The organism is Agrobacterium tumefaciens, assembly GCF_005221325.1.
GTDB lineage: Bacteria > Pseudomonadota > Alphaproteobacteria > Rhizobiales > Rhizobiaceae > Agrobacterium.
In genome coordinates this window covers 454,557-471,891 of record NZ_CP039889.1, presented here as the reverse complement: position 1 = coordinate 471,891, position 17,335 = coordinate 454,557, and the positions used below count along the sequence as shown (strand labels likewise).

At 60.1% G+C, this 17,335-nt stretch carries 12 protein-coding genes; 5 read left to right on the top strand and 7 right to left on the bottom strand.

Annotated elements, in window-relative coordinates:
• Window positions 1–12: 12 nt before the first annotated feature.
• The 5 genes from CFBP5499_RS17095 to CFBP5499_RS17075 all read right to left on the bottom strand — a co-directional run bounded on the left by CFBP5499_RS17095 (window position 13) and on the right by CFBP5499_RS17075 (window position 5,378).
• A complete protein-coding gene (locus tag CFBP5499_RS17095) occupies window positions 13–870 on the bottom strand; it encodes a carbohydrate ABC transporter permease (protein ID WP_080829724.1) in 858 nt (285 codons plus the stop codon).
• 3 nt (window positions 871–873) lie between these two features.
• Window positions 874–1,785, bottom strand: coding sequence for a carbohydrate ABC transporter permease (locus tag CFBP5499_RS17090; protein ID WP_175416895.1), 912 nt, complete (start codon window positions 1,783–1,785; stop codon window positions 874–876).
• 175 nt (window positions 1,786–1,960) lie between these two features.
• Window positions 1,961–3,211 (bottom strand): ABC transporter substrate-binding protein, encoded by a 1,251-nt coding sequence (locus CFBP5499_RS17085; protein WP_080829726.1) that lies wholly within the window; start codon window positions 3,209–3,211, stop codon window positions 1,961–1,963.
• Window positions 3,212–3,261: 50 nt separating this feature from the next.
• Window positions 3,262–4,338 (bottom strand): ABC transporter ATP-binding protein, encoded by a 1,077-nt coding sequence (locus CFBP5499_RS17080; RefSeq protein WP_080830226.1) that lies wholly within the window; start codon window positions 4,336–4,338, stop codon window positions 3,262–3,264.
• 335 nt (window positions 4,339–4,673) lie between these two features.
• Window positions 4,674–5,378, bottom strand: coding sequence for a GntR family transcriptional regulator (locus CFBP5499_RS17075; protein ID WP_080829727.1), 705 nt, complete (start codon window positions 5,376–5,378; stop codon window positions 4,674–4,676).
• A 100-nt stretch (window positions 5,379–5,478) separates the two neighbouring features.
• Between CFBP5499_RS17075 and CFBP5499_RS17070 the strand changes: the two genes are divergently transcribed.
• From CFBP5499_RS17070 to CFBP5499_RS17050, 5 genes are all read left to right on the top strand, one after another.
• Complete coding sequence (locus CFBP5499_RS17070; RefSeq protein ID WP_080829728.1) at window positions 5,479–6,636, top strand: LLM class flavin-dependent oxidoreductase; 1,158 nt, start codon at window positions 5,479–5,481, stop codon at window positions 6,634–6,636.
• Entirely contained in the window at window positions 6,636–7,529 is an 894-nt protein-coding gene (locus CFBP5499_RS17065; RefSeq protein WP_080829729.1) for an aldo/keto reductase, read from the top strand. Before CFBP5499_RS17070 ends, CFBP5499_RS17065 begins: the two co-directional genes overlap by 1 nt.
• Window positions 7,529–8,053, top strand: coding sequence for a flavin reductase family protein (locus tag CFBP5499_RS17060; RefSeq protein ID WP_080829730.1), 525 nt, complete (start codon window positions 7,529–7,531; stop codon window positions 8,051–8,053). Before CFBP5499_RS17065 ends, CFBP5499_RS17060 begins: the two co-directional genes overlap by 1 nt.
• A 245-nt stretch (window positions 8,054–8,298) precedes the next feature.
• The gene (locus CFBP5499_RS17055) at window positions 8,299–12,279 is read left to right on the top strand and encodes an autotransporter domain-containing protein (RefSeq protein ID WP_080829731.1); all 3,981 of its coding nucleotides are present in this window, start codon (window positions 8,299–8,301) and stop codon (window positions 12,277–12,279) included.
• Complete coding sequence (locus CFBP5499_RS17050; RefSeq protein WP_080829732.1) at window positions 12,279–12,854, top strand: invasion associated locus B family protein; 576 nt, start codon at window positions 12,279–12,281, stop codon at window positions 12,852–12,854. Before CFBP5499_RS17055 ends, CFBP5499_RS17050 begins: the two co-directional genes overlap by 1 nt.
• Here the strand turns inward: CFBP5499_RS17050 and CFBP5499_RS17045 are convergent.
• The gene (locus CFBP5499_RS17045) at window positions 12,851–15,991 is read right to left on the bottom strand and encodes an efflux RND transporter permease subunit (protein WP_080829733.1); all 3,141 of its coding nucleotides are present in this window, start codon (window positions 15,989–15,991) and stop codon (window positions 12,851–12,853) included. The genes CFBP5499_RS17050 and CFBP5499_RS17045 overlap by 4 nt on opposite strands.
• Window positions 15,988–17,265 (bottom strand): efflux RND transporter periplasmic adaptor subunit, encoded by a 1,278-nt coding sequence (locus CFBP5499_RS17040; protein WP_080829734.1) that lies wholly within the window; start codon window positions 17,263–17,265, stop codon window positions 15,988–15,990. Before CFBP5499_RS17040 ends, CFBP5499_RS17045 begins: the two co-directional genes overlap by 4 nt.
• Window positions 17,266–17,335: the final 70 nt, after the last annotated feature.

The window sequence follows — 17,335 nt, the reverse complement described above, 5'->3', positions numbered from 1 at the left end:
GACTTAACCTTTTTAGCCCTTGAGACCACCGGCGGTGAGGCCCGAGACAACCCGTTCCTGGAAGATGACGATCAGAATGGCGACCGGTACGATGCCGACCACCAGCGCTGCCGAAATGACCGGCCAGGGGAAGGCGAATTCACCCTGGTAAAGCTGGATGCCGACGGGCAGGGTGCGGAGCGCCGGGTTGGAATTGAAGGAGAGCGCCAGCAGGAACTCGTCCCAGGCATTCACGAAGGCAAGAATGCCGGCGGTAAAGACGCCGGGCGCGCAGAGCGGCACCACCACCTTGAACAGCGCGCCGATACGGGTGCAGCCATCTATCATGGCGGCGTTTTCGAGATCGCGCGGAATGCTTTCGAAGAAGGAGACAAGCATCAGCGTGCAGACCGGCAGCGAAAGCACCGTGTAGGGCAGGATCAGCGCCGTCCAGCTGTTGAGCAGGTTGAGCGCGCGCATGATTTCGAACAGCGGCACCAGAAGTGTGACAAGCGGGAAGGTGGAAACGGCGATGATGAGCGAGAGGATCAGCGCCCGGTATTTGAGGTTCAGTCGCGCAAGTGCATAGGCCGCCAGCACCGAAATCAGGATGGTGAGTGCGGTGGAGAGCAGCGCCACCATGAAGCTGTTGAACAGGAAGAGATGCAGCGGCTGATCGGAAAAGGCCTGCATATAATTGGCAAGCGTCGGCGCGTGCGGAAACCAGGTGATGGGTTTCACGGTCAGTTCCGCTTCGGTCTTCAGCGAGGTGAAGAGAATCCAGATCGCAGGGAAGAGGCCATTCACCAGAAGAATGGAGGCGGCGATGAAGCGCAGCGGCTTGCCCGAGAAGAAGGAGGACAGACCGGAGGAGGCGGCAGCGGTGCTCATGGGTTAGTCCTTCGTCCTGATAATGCGGAGGTAAACGGCGGTGACGCACATGGAGAGCGCAAACATCATGACCGCCAGCGCCGAGCCGTAACCGAGATCGAGGAAGGAGACGGTGTTCTGGTGAATATACATGGCAAGGGTCGTGGTGGATGTGCCCGGGCCGCCTCCGGTCATCATGTAAGGAATATCGAAGGTCTGAAGCGCCGTGATCGTGCGGAAGATGAGCGCGACGACGATAGAGGGTTTTAGCAGCGGCAGAGTAATTTCGAAGAACTGCCGGATCTTGCCGGCGCCATCCACATCCGCTGCCTCGTAAAGCGAGCGCGGAATGGTCTGCAGCCCGGCGAGGATCATTAGCGCCATGAAGGAGGAGGTCTTCCAGATGATCGTCAGGCAGATGGCCGCAAAGGCCCAGTTTGGCGAGTTGAACCAGATGATGCCTTCAATGCCTAGTCGGTTCAGCACATCATTGACCACGCCATATTCGTAATGGAAGAACCACGCGAAGATAAGGCCGGCAAAGGAGAGTGGCAGCGCCCAGGGAATGAGAAGCGAAAGCCGCATCGGCCATTGCATCGAGAAAGGCAGGTTGGCGAGTAGCGCGAGGCCAAGGCCCATGAAGAGCGCGCCGGGCACCGTGATCAGCGTGATGAGAACCGTATTCCAGGTCGTTTCCCAGAAGATCGGATCGTCGAACATGGCGGTGTAGTTTTCAAAGCCGATGAATTCGGCCGGCACGCCTGAGGTCAGCGACAGGCTGAAAAACGAGGTATAAACGAGCCGCGCCACCGGATAGATGATGATCAGCGACAGGAGAATGGCAGCAGGCGCCAGCAGAAGCACGGCAAGCGACCGGTCGCCGAGATCGAGCCACCGCGTCCAGCGCGGCAGCTGCTTTTCGTCCACCCGGACCATGGTTCTTTCCGGCATTGTCACACCTGCCACTCCCGCAACTGGATTCACGTCATCGTCTCCCGATCGGACCGGTTGATATCCGGCCCGTTTATCGCGCCGCTCGGGCGCGTTTATTCCTGTCTGTCGAAGCAGCCGGAAAGGGCATGGCAGTCATGCCGCTTTCCGGCCTTGAAGTTTAGCGCAGAACGCGCCGCAGACGGCTTTCCATCTGCTTTGCGCCGTCCTCTGGCGTCATGACGCCGGCAAGTACGCCGTTGACGGTGGTGCGGATCGTCTCGCTGACCTCGTTGTAACGCGGCGTCACGGGGCGGGCCTTTGCCGTTTCCACGACTGGCAGGGCATCCGCGAACCACGGGATTGCCTTGGTCACATCGGCATCCTTGTAGAGTGCGGCATAGGTGGGCAGAAGGGCAGCGTTGATCGCCATGAACTTCGACACATCCTGACCGGAGAGATATTCGACAAGTTTCTTGGCTTCATCCTGCTGCTTGGAATAGGCGGAAACGCCGAATTCCCAGCCGCCGAGGCAGGTCGTCTGCTCGCCACCCTTGACGGCCGGCAGGCGGGCGACGCCGACCTTATCGTTCACCTGCGATTCCTTGCCCTGAAAATGCGTCCAAGCGTAGGACCAGTTGACGGCGAAGAGAACCTTGCCGGCCTGGAATTCCTTGCGAGTGTCGTCGGTCGCGACTTCGGAAATGTTCTTCTTGGAAATGCCGTCGTCAACAAAGCTCTTCCAGAGCTTCAGCGAATCCACCGCAGCCTTGTTGTCGAAATTCAGCTTGCCGTTTTCGACCAGAGACTTGCCCTCGCTCCAATAGGGCAGGAGGAAGGTGCAGACCGCGCCTTCGATCGCCTTGCCCTGGAAGGACAGGCCCTGAAGATCGGGGTTCTTTTCGCCTTCCATGACCTTCTTGGAGGCTTCCTTCAGCTCATCCCAGGTGGTCGGCGGCTGGATACCGTATTTGTCCAGCAGGTCCTTGCGGTAATAGAGGAACATGGAGTCGGCGAAGGCAGGCAGCGCCACGATCTTGCCGTCCACCGTGTTTGCTTCGGCATAGGTCGGCAGATAGGCCGACATGTCCTTGCCGGAAAAATCGCTGGTCCAGCCGGCGGTGGCGAATTGCGCGGGACGGATGACGTCGAGCATCAGCACGTCGAGGCTCGAATCCTTGGCGGACATCACGGTGTTGAGATATTGCGCCTGCATTTCCGAGGTATTGCCGCCGGTCTCGATCGCCACCTTCACGCCTGGCGTCTTCGCCTCATATTGGTCGAGTGCCTTGCGCCAGACATCTGGCTGATGCTGGCTGGACACGAAAATTTTCAGTTCGGCATCGGCAAACGCCTGTCCCGAAAAAGCAAGCATGGTTGCGCAAAGCGCTGCGCCAACGAGGGCTTTGCCCCTGATGGTTTTGAGTGTCATGTGTTCCTCCCGTTATTAAACTCTTGGCCGCAGCGTTTTTCGCCCGGCAATCAGTGAATCGAGCGTTCCGTCGCCGCGTCGAAAAGATGGACCTTGGACGGATCGACACCGATCCGCAGTTCCTCGTTCGGCGTTGGCCGAAGCTGCGGCGGCATGCGCGCGGTCAGCGCCGCATCGCCAAGGCTGAAATGGACGAGCGTGTCCGAGCCTAGCGGCTCCACCACCTGCACCCTGACGGCAAGCTGGCTGTCGAAGCCCTCGGCGGGGCCGAAATGTTCCGGGCGAATGCCAACGATGACTTCGCGGCCTTCGAGTCCCGTTTCACGCGATGGTCGGATGGCCGCCATCGGCAGGGAATTGCCGTCGAAAAATGTCAGCCGGTCGCCATTTACCTTGGCGCGGGCGAAATTCATGGCGGGTGCACCGACAAAACCACCGACGAAGACGCTTTCCGGCCGGTTATAGACCTCGTCGGGCGTGCCAACCTGTTCGATATCGCCGCCGCGCAGGATGACGATGCGGTCGGCGAGCGTCATGGCTTCCACCTGGTCGTGGGTGACGTAGATGATCGTCGTGCCGAGCTGCTGATGCAGGCGCTTGATTTCGGTACGCACCTGTCCGCGCAGCTTGGCGTCGAGGTTGGAAAGCGGCTCATCGAACAGGAAGACCTGCGGGCGGCGCACGATGGCGCGTCCCATGGCCACACGCTGGCGCTGCCCTCCTGAAAGCTGACCGGGCCGGCGGTCGAGGAGATGCTCGATGCCCAGCATCTTTGCCGCCTCGTCGATGCTGGCATTGGCCTGCGACGCGCTGACACCGCGCACCTTCAGGCTGAAACCCATGTTTTCGCGCACCGTCTTGTGCGGATAAAGCGCATAGTCCTGAAACACCATGGCGATGTCACGCTCGCGCGGCGGCAGCCGGTTGACGACACGGTCGCCGATCATGACCTCGCCGCCGCTGATGCTTTCCAGCCCCGCGACCATGCGCAGCGTCGTGGATTTGCCGCAGCCGGAAGGGCCGACGAACACGACGAATTCGCCATCGTTGATTTCAAGGTCTATGCCCTTGACGATGCGAAGCGCACCGTAACTCTTGTCCAGCTTGCGCAGGCTGACCGAAGCCATATTTTCCTCCTCACGACCGGCGCGCCCGGAATTTGAATGGACGCAATAGCCGGTATCAACCTTCAAGTTCCCCGTATCGCGTCTCCGAAAATCGATCCCGATTGTCTGGCGATATCGTGGGATGGCGAAACGCCTGTCTCCCTGAGGTCGTGATATTACCTTTCATAAAAAGGAAATCAATAGTGTATCAATTTTATTTCTGACAGAAATCAAAAACTACTAACTTGTTGATTATAAGAAATATAACTACAAAATCATCCGCCGGGCAGGCCGCAACTTGCTTGCCTCCCGTCAAATTCCTTCATCCATGTGGATCACGCGAAATTTGCGCAATCTCAACGTATGCGAGAAACGTAGCGGGCGACGGTATGGTCAAACCAGGTCCAGGAAACCTCGGCCACCGCGCCATCCTGCGCCTGGCTGAGGCGCAGCACCCGCGGCACAGAGGTGCCAGCTTTCTGGCCAAAGACCTCGGGCGTCCATTCGGGCACGTCACCGAGATCGATGCGATCCTCCGCCTTCGATATCCAGAGATTGAGGCGGGTGCGGTAATAGAGGTAGAGGGATTCCGACATGTTCTCGATGGCGATTGTGTCGACATAGGAGCCATCAAGCCAGATCTCCTCGATGGCTGCAGGTTTGCCGGCGATGCGTCGCAGACGGCGTATCCTGTGCCCTTCCGCCGAGGTGCCGAAGGCGGGCAGGTCGGCGGGCTTGGCAAGGCGGGCCACATCCAGAACCTCCGCAGTCGGCAGGCCGCCGCCCTCGATCAGTTCAAGCCGGAAGAAGGCGTAGACGCTTTGCGGGTCACTGACGGCACGGATGTAATTGCCTGACCCTTGCACGCGCTCGAGAAGGCCGCGCTCCTGCAATTCGGCGAGCGCCTTGCGTAGCGTGCCGACGGCAATGCCGAGATCGGCCGCCATATCGCGCTCCGGCGCCAGCTTTTCGCCGTCGATCAGCCGGCCGGCAGCCACCTCGCGCACCAGCATTTCGGCGATCTGCATATACATGGGCAGGCTGCCGCCAGTGTGTTTCATGATGCAGTTCCTCCCCCGAAACAAAAATTGATACATCATTGATTTACATATTTCTTGATGTTATGCAAGAAAAACGAGAGCGGCCCTGAGGAGGAATTGCATGACCGTCGTACCCGTTACATCCGCTGATCTCGATGCTGCTGAGGTCTCCTGGTTTTCCGCTTTGTGTTCCGATGATTACGCCTATCTGGGCGTGCCGGATGGTAGCCTGCGCTCCAGCTTCGAACATTGCTCCGATATCGTCAAAAAAGCCGAGGAACTCGGTTTTCGCAACATTCTCTGCCCTTCGTCCTATCAGGTCGGGCAGGACACGTTGAGCTTCGTTGCCGGCTGCGCGCCGATCAGCGACCGCATCAATTTCCTGGCGGCTATCCGCTGCGGCGAAATGCAGCCGATCATGCTGGCGCGGACCGTGGCAACGCTCGACCACATGCTGAAAGGTCGCCTGACGCTCAACGTCATCAGCTCGGATTTCCCCGGCGAAGTCGCCGACAGCGCTTTCCGTTACAAGCGCAGCCACGAGGTCGTCGAGATTTTGCGTCAGGCCTGGACGCGCGACACCATCGACCATGACGGTGAAATCTACCAGTTCAAGGGTGTGTCGACTGAACCGGCAAGGCCCTACCAGCAGAATGGCGGCCCGCTTCTCTATTTCGGCGGTTATTCGCCGGATGCACTGGAACTCTGCGGCGCACAGTGTGACGTTTATCTGATGTGGCCGGAAACGAAGGACCAGCTGGCAGACCGCATGCGCGCCGCCCATGAGCGCGCCGCCGCCCATGGCCGCACGCTGGATTACGGCCTGCGCGTTCACATGGTGGTGCGCGATACCGAACAGGAAGCCCGCGAATATGCCGAACATCTGGTCTCGAAGCTCGATGACGAATATGGCCAGCTGATCCGCAACCGCGCCCATGACAGCGGCTCGCTCGGCGTCTCGCATCAGGCGCGCGCCCGTGAACTGGCCGACAAGTTCGGTTATGTCGAACCCAATCTATGGACCGGTATCGGCCGGGCGCGCTCCGGCTGCGGTGCGGCGCTGGTCGGTTCGACGGATCAGGTTCTTTCGGCATTGGAGGAATACCAGAAGATGGGTATCCGCGCCTTCATCCTCTCCGGTTATCCGCATCTTGACGAGGCGGAACATTTCGGCACCAAGGTGCTGCCGCAGATGAAAACCTGCTCCCTGCCGCATGCTTACGGCCGGGTGCCTTCTGAAACGCCTGCCACGCCGCTCGGCAACGGGGAACGCCACTGATGGAACGTATCGCTCTTTCTGAAACACTCGAACTCAGCCGCATCGTCTACGGCATGTGGCGTATCGGTGACGACGCCGATACATCGCCGGCGCATGTGCAGGCGAAGATCGAGGCTTGCCTGGCTCAGGGCATCACCACCATGGATCAGGCGGATATCTACGGCGGATACACGGCGGAAGCCATTCTCGGCGGCGGCCTGAAGGCTGCGCCCGGACTGCGCGACAAAATCGAAATCGTTACCAAATGCGGCATCGTCGCGCCGGCCGGACGTCACTCCGCCGCCCGCGTCAAACATTACGATACGACGGCTGGCCACATCAATGCCTCGGTCGAAGCATCGCTGCGCGACATGGGAACGGATCATGTCGACCTGTTGCTCATTCACCGTCCGGACCCGCTGATCGATGCGGAAGAAACCGGCAAGGCGCTCGATGCGCTGGTCGCCTCCGGCAAGGTCAAGGCGGTGGGCGTTTCCAACTTCCGCCCGTGGGACTTTTCGCTGCTGCAATCGGCCATGAGCAACAGGCTCGTGACCAACCAGATCGAAATGAGCCTTCTTGCCACCGATACCTTCACCAATGGCGATCTCGCATACCTGCAGGAAAAGCGCGTTTCGCCCATGGCCTGGTCGCCGCTCGGTGGCGGTTCGCTGTTTTCAGGCGCGCATGGTGGGACAATGGCTGCCCTGCAGCGCATCGGCAAGGAACAGGGCATCGACGCGACGGCTGTCGCGATCGCCTGGCTGCTGCGCCATCCGGCAAAGATCGTGCCGGTGCTCGGCACTAATAATATCGAGCGGATCAGAACCGCTGCCGATGCGCTCAGCGTGACGATGGACCGCCAGACCTGGTTCGAACTCTACACCCTTGCGATTGGAAAAGAGGTGCCGTGATGACAGTGGCAGAGGCGATGAAAATGCCCAATGAGCACGTATTCGTTCCTGGCGGCGACAACAGCCGCAGCTTTCGCAATGCGCTCGGCGCTTTCACGACAGGCGTGACTGTGGTGACGGCCACGACGCCGGAAGGTCCGATCGGCATGACGGTCAACAGCTTTGCGTCGGTTTCTCTCGATCCGCCGCTGGTATTGTGGTCCCCGGCGAAAAGCTCGTCACGCCATCCGGCTTTCAGTGAGGCGACCCATTTCGCCATTCATGTGCTGAGTGCCGATCAGGATGTGCTGAGCGCCCGCTTTACCCGCAATGGCCGTGCTTTCGATGATCTGGAATGGGAAATCAACGACGAAGGCGTGCCGGTCATTCCCGGAACGCTCGCCCGTTTCGAATGCCGGCGTGCTGCGGCTCATGATGGCGGTGACCATACGATCATCATCGGTGAGGTGCTGCGCGCCGCCCATCGTGATGGTGATCCGCTGTGCTTTTCTGGCGGGGCCTTCGGTCGTTTTTCCCGGCAATAACAGAGCTTCGCCGGGACCGTCACTTCCAGGTTCCGGTGGAGTATCGTTACTCAACCGATCTTCTGGCTTATTTTACGGAGCACGCCGGTCGTGCTCCGTTTTGTCTTTCTCCAGGCAGTAAAAAATAGATTTTACGCTGTTCTTACTGGAAATCATCTTCCAAACTGGCTTAGTTGACTTTATTCGAGGCGATCGATTCGCCGAATCGAAGAAAGTCCGCTTTCTGCGTGGATAAGGGAGATTGAATGTCCGCTTGTTTCTGCCATGGCTCGGAAGGTCAAAGCCGTCCGACAGCGGAAATGCGCGGAGCGACGGTGCGCAGGTTTGTTACCGGCGGTGGAGCGGTTTTTTTTACCCTTTCGGTTTTTGCTGCGCCCAATGCTGCAGCCGAAACATTACTTTGGACAGGTTCCGGCGGCGAGGACTGGTCTACGGCCGCGAACTGGGCGCTCTCGCGACGTGTGCCTGACGCTGGTGATAATGTTTTCATAGATAGATTCGGGCCGGCGATCACGATCGGCACAAGCGCCGAAGCGAATGAAGTCTCCATTGGCGTCAGTATCGGCGGGAACGGCACGCTGGTGGTGCTGGGCGCTTTGGAGACGAAATCATTCTACCTTGGTGTCGCCGACGGGTCTTCTGGCGCCGCGACTTTTTCCGGTGCGACCTGGAAAAACGACGATGACAAGATCGTTTCTGTCGGCGGTAGCGGTACGGGTGTCCTTGTGCTTTCGCACGGTACGACGGCATCGTCTGGAACGGTCAAAATCGGTGGAATCGGGACGGGAAACGGCTCCCTCACGCTTGATAATTCATCCAGCCTCACAAGTTCCGATACTGTTTTCGTGGGTTTCGGCAGCGGGTCGTCGTCCGGCAGCGGTGGAGCCGGCAGTCTGAATGTGCTTGCAGGCAGCAAGCTGGATAGTGTCCGTGGCGTTGTCGCCGAGGATGAAGACACAACAGGAACTGCAATCGTTTCAGGCCAAGGCAGCCGCTGGACAACCTCGGGCGAGATGGTGGTCGGCGACGCCGGTGTCGGCACACTCACTATTACCGGCGGCGGAACCGTCATCAGCCAGACGACGACGGTGATCGCCAATCTGGAGTCGGCGGACGGCAGCGCCGTCACGGTCAGCCGTCTGGGCTCGTCGCTGCAAAGCCGTGACACGCTGATGATCGGCAATGGTGGAGCCGCGACGCTTCTGGTCGAGGCGGCAGGCTCCGTCGACAGCGGCAACGCGGTTATCGGCCGCCATTCGGTAAGTTCGGCGACGGTGACAGGTAACGGTTCGAACTGGAAGACCGGCGATCTGCAGATCGGCGGCGATACATCCGACCCTAGCGGGACGGCGGGCAACGGGAGGCTGAATATTGCGGCGGGTGGCACGGTGCAAACCACAGCTGCGCAGCTTGGCGCGGTTGCCGGGGCAACAGGCGCTGCCGTTGTCGACGGTCGGGGGTCGGCATGGACCATCGGTAGCGGTGCTCTCGACATCGGCGCCAAGGGCGCGGGATCGTTGGCTGTCACCGGCGGCGGCCTCGTCGACGCTCGAAACATCGTGCTCGCCACCAATGCCGGCAGTAGCGGCTCGGCCCGGATTTCCGGCGCAGACAGCACGCTGCGCAGTGGTGGCGGCCTCACCGTGGGGCGCGGCGGCAATGGCGCGTTGGTGGTCGAAACTGGAGGCACTGTCGAGAGCAATAACAGTGTCGTCGCTGCGCTCAGTGGTTCCTCTTCGTCTGTCACCATTACCGGTGACGGTTCCAGCTGGAAGGTGACCGGCACCCTGATAGCCGGTTATCAGAATACATCCTCGGCCGATGTCACGGTCAGTGCCGGTGGAGACATTCGGGCGGGGCAAGTGATGCTTGGCGATCTGGCCGGCTCTTCCGGGACGATGACCATCACCGGCGCAGGCTCGAATGTTACTGCCTATGTCGATAGAGGCCTCGGCACTTCCGGTCGCCTCACTGTCGGGCAATCCGGTTCCGGCGATCTGACGGTCACGAATGATGCATCGCTTGATGCCTATCAGCTTTATGTCGGTTCTTCGGCGGGGTCGGATGGAACCGTGTTCGTCAGTGGCGCAGGTTCGCGCGCTTCGGTCAGTGACATGCTGGTGATCGGCGCTGCCGGAAGCGGCTCCGTCGAGGTGACGGGCGGGGCGGCGTTTGCAGCACCCACCATCGTGATCGCCTCGGCGGCGGGTTCGACCGGGGTTTTGAACATTGGCGCCGCTGCCGGGCAGACCGCTCGTTCGGCTGGCGCGGTGGATGCTCGGACAATCAGCTTCGGCGCTGGTAATGGCAGGATGGTGTTTAATCATTCCGAGACGGCTTATTTGCTCGCCGCCGATATTTCTGGGGCGGGCAGCGTCGTTGCGCAAAACGGCATCACCCGGCTTTCCGGCAATAACAGCTATTCCGGCGGCACCACGATTTCGGGCGGCACCTTGCAGGGGACGGCGCGAAGTTTCGGCGCCGGCGATATCGTCAATAATGCACGGCTCGTCGTGGATGGGGCCGGTACGTTTTCGAACGTGATGAGCGGCAGCGGCAGTTTTGAAAAGACCGGTGAAGGTAATCTGGTTCTGACGGCGGACAACACCTATTCGGGCCCGACTGCGGTTTCGGCTGGAAAACTCAGCGTCAATGGTTCGCTCGCAAGCGTCGTTTCGGTGGCGGGCGGTGCGACGCTCGGCGGCTCAGGCACGATTGGTGGCCTGATGGTCGGCTCGCGCGGCACGCTTGCACCGGGCAATTCGATCGGCACGCTGACCTCTACGGGTAATGCGACATTCGCGAGTGGCTCGACCTATGCCGTTGAAATAGACGCCAATGGCAATTCCGACAGATTAGCCGTGACCGGCACCATCACCATCGATAACGATGTCAACCTTGTCGTCACTCCCTTGACGAACCATTCGGCCTTCAGTCTGAAGACGCGATATTCGATCTTGAGCGCGACGGGCGGGATTGCCGGCACATTCTCCAACATCGATGAGAATTTCGCCTATTTGACCGCCGGCCTCACCAAGAGTGCCGATGGCGGTGTCACCTATCTGTCCTTCAGCCCGGCATCCATGGGTGCCGGTTTCCTTACTGCTTCAACCTCGACAGCCAATGCGCGCGCCGCCGCCAATGCCGTAGAGGCGCTCGCAGAAAGCGCGCCTTTGTACGAGGCGGCCGTCTTTCTTCAGCAGGGCGAAACGCAATCAGCCTTTTCACAGCTTGCGGGGGAGATTCACCCGTCGCTCGCCATGGCCCTGATCAATCGCAGCGGGCAAACCCGCGATGTCATTCTCAACCGGCTGCGCAGCGCCTTCGAGGGGGTCGATGCGCGGCCGATCCTGCCGGTCGCTTATGCGGAAGGCGGTCAGAACCCCCTAGCCTTTGACGAAGGGGCGCTTACCTTCTGGTCAAGTGGTTTCGGTTCTCGCGGACGTATCGATAGCGACGGCAATGGTTCATCTGCCGATATGAGAGGCGGTGGCGTTCTCTTTGGCCTCGATGGAGAACTGAGTGATGGCTGGCGTGCCGGGGTGGCGGCCGGTTATGGCCATGACGATATCAACCAGACCGCGCTTGTCGCTTCGGCCGATGTGGACAGCTACTATCTGGCCACCTATGCGGGTACGACGATCGGCCCCGCCTCTTTGCGACTTGGTGCAATCCACGCTTTTCAGGATGCCGAAACCCGCCGGTCGATTTCCTTCTCCACGCTGGAGGAGAGCCTTTCCGCGAGCTATGGCGGTTCCACATCGCAGGTCTTTGCCGAAGCCGCCTGGCGGTTCGATTTTGACCTCACCCATATCGAGCCTTATGCGAATATTGCCTATGTGAACACTCGAACGGATGCCTTCCAGGAAAAGGGCGGCATTGCGGCGGTTTCCGCCGGCTCCGCACGTTACAATCAGCTTTATACGACACTCGGTGCGCGGATCACCCGTGATATCGCGCTTGAAGGCATGCTTGGCCGCGCGATGTTCGATCTGGCGTGGCGTCACAATTATGGCGATGCGGCCGTGGGCAGCAGCCTGTTCTACGAGGGTGGTGGTGCGTTCTCGGTCGCGAGTACCGCGAGTCCGCGCGATGAGGCGATATTAAATCTGGGGCTGAGCTACGATCTGACGCCATCGGCCACTTTGACATTCCGTTATGGTGCGGTTTTCGGGGCTGGCGTTCTGGATCAATCCGCTGCCGCCGAACTTGGAGTTCGTTTCTGATGGGACACAATCAAAGCTGCATCGCGAAAGCGGGGCTTGCGGTTTTTCTTTGCGCCGGTGCCGCGGTGGGTGATGCGGCTGCGCAGGAGGCGGCGAAAACGCCATTGCACGAGGTTCACGGAAGCTGGCAGCTTGCCTGTGCGGCTGCTGCAAAAAAAGACGGTGCCGATATCGCACCCTCCACAGGGGGAGAGACGAAGCCGGCTTGCGCCATCGCCCAGGTTCAGCTTGAGGAAAAAACCCGCAAGCTGGTCGTTTCCGTGGAGTTCCGGCTGGACGATGCCACGACGCCCGAGAGACTTACCGGCACCATGGTGCTGCCGTTCGGTCTGGCCGTCACCAAGCTGTTTTCGGTGAAATCGGGAAATATGCGCTTGCAGGAAGTGCAGGTCAGCACCTGCCTGCCGGTGGGCTGCATCGTGTCCTTCACGCCCTTCATCGAACTGATCTCGGCGCTGAAGGCGGAGCAGACGCTCACTATCGAGGCGCCTGATCTGCAGGGCCGCACCGTGTCGTTCCAGCTGCAGGGCAAAGGTTTCCCCGAGGCGCTGAAACGCCTCGGGGAGGTGCGTTAGGCTGCGACCGAATCCGGTTCGGTCTTGCCTTGCGGTTTTTCCTGTTCGGCATGGGGCTCAACGTTTTTCCTGCGGGAAAATAACCCGGTGAGGAAACGGCCGAAGCGGTCCATCTCCACGAAGATCACAGGTGTGATGAACAGCGTCAGCAATTGCGAAACGATGAGACCACCGACCACGGCGATGCCGAGCGGCTGGCGCAGTTCCGAACTTGCGCCGGAGCCGAGCGCGATGGGCAGCGCGCCCAGCAATGCGCAGAAGGTGGTCATCATGATCGGCCGGAATCGGCGCACGCAGGCTTCGTGAATGGCGGTTGCGGGCGGTTCCGCTTTTTCGCGCATCAGTTCCACCGCCACGTCGATCATCATGATCGCGTTTTTCTTCACGATACCGATCAGCATCAGCAGGCCGATGAGTGCGATGATCGAGAAATCCATGCCCATCACCTTCAGCGCCACCAGCGCCCCGAAGGCGGCGGCCGGCAGGCCGGAGAGGATGGTCAGCGGGTGGATGAAGCTTTCATAGAGCACGCCCAGCACCACATAGATGGTCAGCACCGCCGCCAGAATGAGGATGCCGGTGTTGCCCTGGCTCTGCTGGAAGATCGCCGCCGTGCCGCCATAGCTGGTGAATACATCCTGCGGCAGGCCGATCGTGGTCTTGATCTGGTCGATCCGGCTTGTGGCATCGGAAAGTGCCACGCCATCCGGCAGGTTGAAGGAAATCGTGGTGGAGACGAGCTGGCCTGTCTGGTTAATGGTAACCGGTGCCTGTGTACGGGTCAGCGAGGCGAAGTTGGACAGCGGAACCAGAACCCCGGATTTCGCGGAAAGAATGTTGATATCGCTGAGGAAATCATCATTCCAGGGCTTTGAGCTGTCGAATTCCACGATGACGTCGTAACTGTCGCCGGTCGACTGGATTTGCGCCGCCGTATAACCGCCGAAGGACATTTCCAGTGTCTTGCGCAGCTGGTCATTGGTGATGCCGAAGGCCGCCGCTTTTTCTGAATCGACAGAGATCGTGGCGGCAATCGCACCATTCTGGGCGTCGGAGGTGACTGACGTAAATGTATGGTCGCGGCGCATCGCCTCCATCAGCTTGTTCGACCATTCATTGGTCGTATCGGCGTTCAGGCCCTGAACGACGAGCTGGTACTGGCTGGCAGAACTGCGTCCGCCGAAACGCAGGCTCTGCTGTGGGTTGATATAGGTGCGGATGCCCGCCACCTTCGACGTGGCCTGCCCCAGTTCGGTCAGCACCTGACTGAGCGGCGCGCGTTCTTCCTTGGGTTTCAGTTCAACAAACATCGAACCGTTGTTCAGCGGATTGCGTGAATTGCCGCCGACGATGGAGGTGACATGCACGACGGCCGGGTTCTTGCGAATCTGATCGGCAACCTGCGCCTGAAGATCGCGCATCGCCGTGTAGGAAATATCCTCACGCGCCTGTGTCGAGACCGAGAGACGGCCGATATCTTCCTGCGGGAAGAAGCTCGAGGGCAGCGTTTCGAACAGGTAGAGCGAGGCAGCGACCGAGGCGAGAAACGAGGCAAGCACGATGCGGCGGTGGGAAAGGCACCAGCCGACGGCCTTGCCGTAAAGGCGAAGCGTGCGCTCGAAGCCAGCATCGAACCAGCGGATGATGGCCGGCGGCCGGGAGGAATGGCCCGACAGGCGAGAGGCGAGCATGGGCGTCACCGTCAGTGAAACCAGCGCCGAGGCCATGATTGCCAGCGTGACGACCATGCCGAACTCGTTGAAGAGCCTGCCGATCACGCCGCCCATCAGCAGAATGGGAATGAAGACGGCCACCAGCGAGACGGACATGGACAGGATGGTGCCGCTGACCTCTGCCGCGCCTTGCAGGGCCGCCTCCCGCATCGGCAGGCCTTTTTCATGCAGGCGCAGGATATTTTCCAGCATGACGATGGCGTCATCCACCACCAGGCCTACCGATAGCGTCAACCCCAGCAGCGAGATATTGTCGATGCTGTAGCCTAGAACATACATCATGCCGAAAGCGGTGATGAGCGACAAAGGCACGGCAAGGCCCGGAATGATGGTCGCCGTCAGGTGCCCGGTGAAGAGATAGATGACCGCAACCACCAGCCCGATGGTGAGGAACAGGGTGAACTGGACGTCCGAAATTGCATCCTTGATGGCGGTCGAAGCGTCATTCATGACGTGAATATTGACGGATGGTGGCAATTGCTGATGAAGCGCCGGCAGCTTGGCCTTGATGGCATCGACCACTTCGACGGTATTGGCATCCGGCTGCCGCTGCACGGCGAGAATGATGGCCTGTTCGCCATCGAACCAGCTGCCGGCATTGGTATTGTCGATGCTGTCGGTGACATTGGCGATATCGCCGAGATGGATCGGCGCACCATTATTCGTCGAGACGACCAGCGAACGGAAGGCGGCTGCATTGGTGCGCTGGGTATTGGCCTCGATGGTCAGGCGCTGATTGTCGGTCTGCAGGGCGCCCACGGGCACCTGATTATTCGCCTGGGCGATGGCCGTTGTGACGGTATCGACACCGAGCCCTCTTGCCTGAAGCTGCGTCGGATCGAGGCCGATGCGCACGGCATAGGTTTGCGCACCATAGATGCTCACCTGCGCGACGCCCGAGATGGTGGAGAGAAGCGGCGAGATGATGTTCTCGGCGATCTCATCCACCTTGCTGGTCGGCATTTCCTTGCTGTTGACGGCGAGCAACAGCACCGGCGCATCGGCCGGATTGGTCTTGCGATAGCTCGGCGTCGTCGTCATGTTGCTCGGCAACTGCCGTTGCGCGCGCGAAATGGCGGCCTGAACATCGGCCGCCGCAGCGTCGATATCGCGGTTGAGATCGAACTGCAGCACGATCGAGCTGTTGCCGAGCGTGTTGGTGGCGCTGATTTCGCTGACGCCGGGAATGGTCTCGAACTGTTTGACCAGCGGTGTGGTGACCGATGTGGCCATGGTTTGCGGCGAGGCGCCTGATAGCGACGAGGACACGTTGATCGTCGGAAAATCCACCTTTGGCAGGGCGGCGACCGGCAGCAGGCGGAAGCCGGCAAGCCCGGCCAGCACGAGGCCGATGGCGAGAAGTGTGGTGGCGACGGGTCGGTTGATGCAGAAATTAGGGATCATTGGCCGCCAACCTGTTCCTGCGGAATGTTGGCGGCCACATTGGCAGCCGCACCGCCCTTGTCGGAAAATTGCTCGACCACGAACTGGCCATCGGCAAGTTCGGACTGACCCTCGACGATGATATGTTCGCCACCATTGAGGCCGCTGGCAATGGCGGTGAGATCGCCATTCGAGCGGGCAACTTCCACCGGTGTCATATGGGCATGGTGATCGCTATCGACGGTATACACGAAATTGCCCTTCGGCCCGGGCCGCACGGCGACCGTCGGCACCACGATCATTTCATCGTCCGAGACGAAATGGGCCGTGACGTTCACAGACTGGCCGGGCCACAGAAGACCACGATCATTCTTGAACTCCGCTTTTGCCAAGACGGTGCCCGAGGTCTGGTCCACCGTATTGTCATAAAAACGCAGGACGCCACGCATGGGTTCGCCACCCGTCGCCGCCGGATCGACATCGACAGCGGTATCTTTTGTCACGCCTTCACGCAGTTGCGGCAGGTAGCGCTGGGAAAGCCGGAAACTGACCGAGATCGGGTCATATTTGGTGATCGTCACGATATTGATGCCTGCGCTGAGATAAGCGCCGGGGCTGACAGTGATATCGCCGAGCCGCCCGTCGAACGGGGCCCGGATTTCCATATGTTCGAGCGTCACCTGATCTGAGGCGAGCGTTGCCTTGTCGGCGTCGATCTTGGCGCTGGCGCTGTCGCGCGCTGCCCGTGCCTGATCCAGCACCTGCTGGGATTCTGCACTTTGCTTGACCAGATTGGCGGCGCGCTGGAAGGCTGCTTCCGTCTGCTCCAGCGTCGCCTGGTCGGCGGCGATATTGGCCTTGTCCTTGTCGACGGCGGCAAGGGCAATACGATCATCCAACTTGAGGATCAGATCGCCCGCCTTGATATGCTGGCCGTCCTTCGCGCTGATTTCCGTGACGAGGCCGGCCTGAAGCGGCGCGATATTGGTGATATCGGCCGCAACCGCCCACCCCGTCGCCGTTGCATCCATCGGCAGCGTCGCCTTGGCGACGGCGATGGTGCTGACCGTGGGTGGCCCGCCATTGCGCCTTCCGCCACCTTGTCTTTGTCCCGACTGCCGGGCGGGCTGGCCGTTCTGGGAGGACTGCGTTGCAGTTTCGGCGCCGGGCTGCGGAGACGCACTGGAAAATTGTTTGAGATAAGGGATTTGATCGAGCGGCAGGCGATCCCTAAAATACCAGGTAGCGGCGGCTGCAATGGCAAGAACGCTAAGGGCGGTCCAGAAACGTTTCATCTGACGATTCCGCGTAATGAGAGTACATGTTTCCCGAACATGTGCGGCAAGCCTTGGGAGCAGCTTTCCC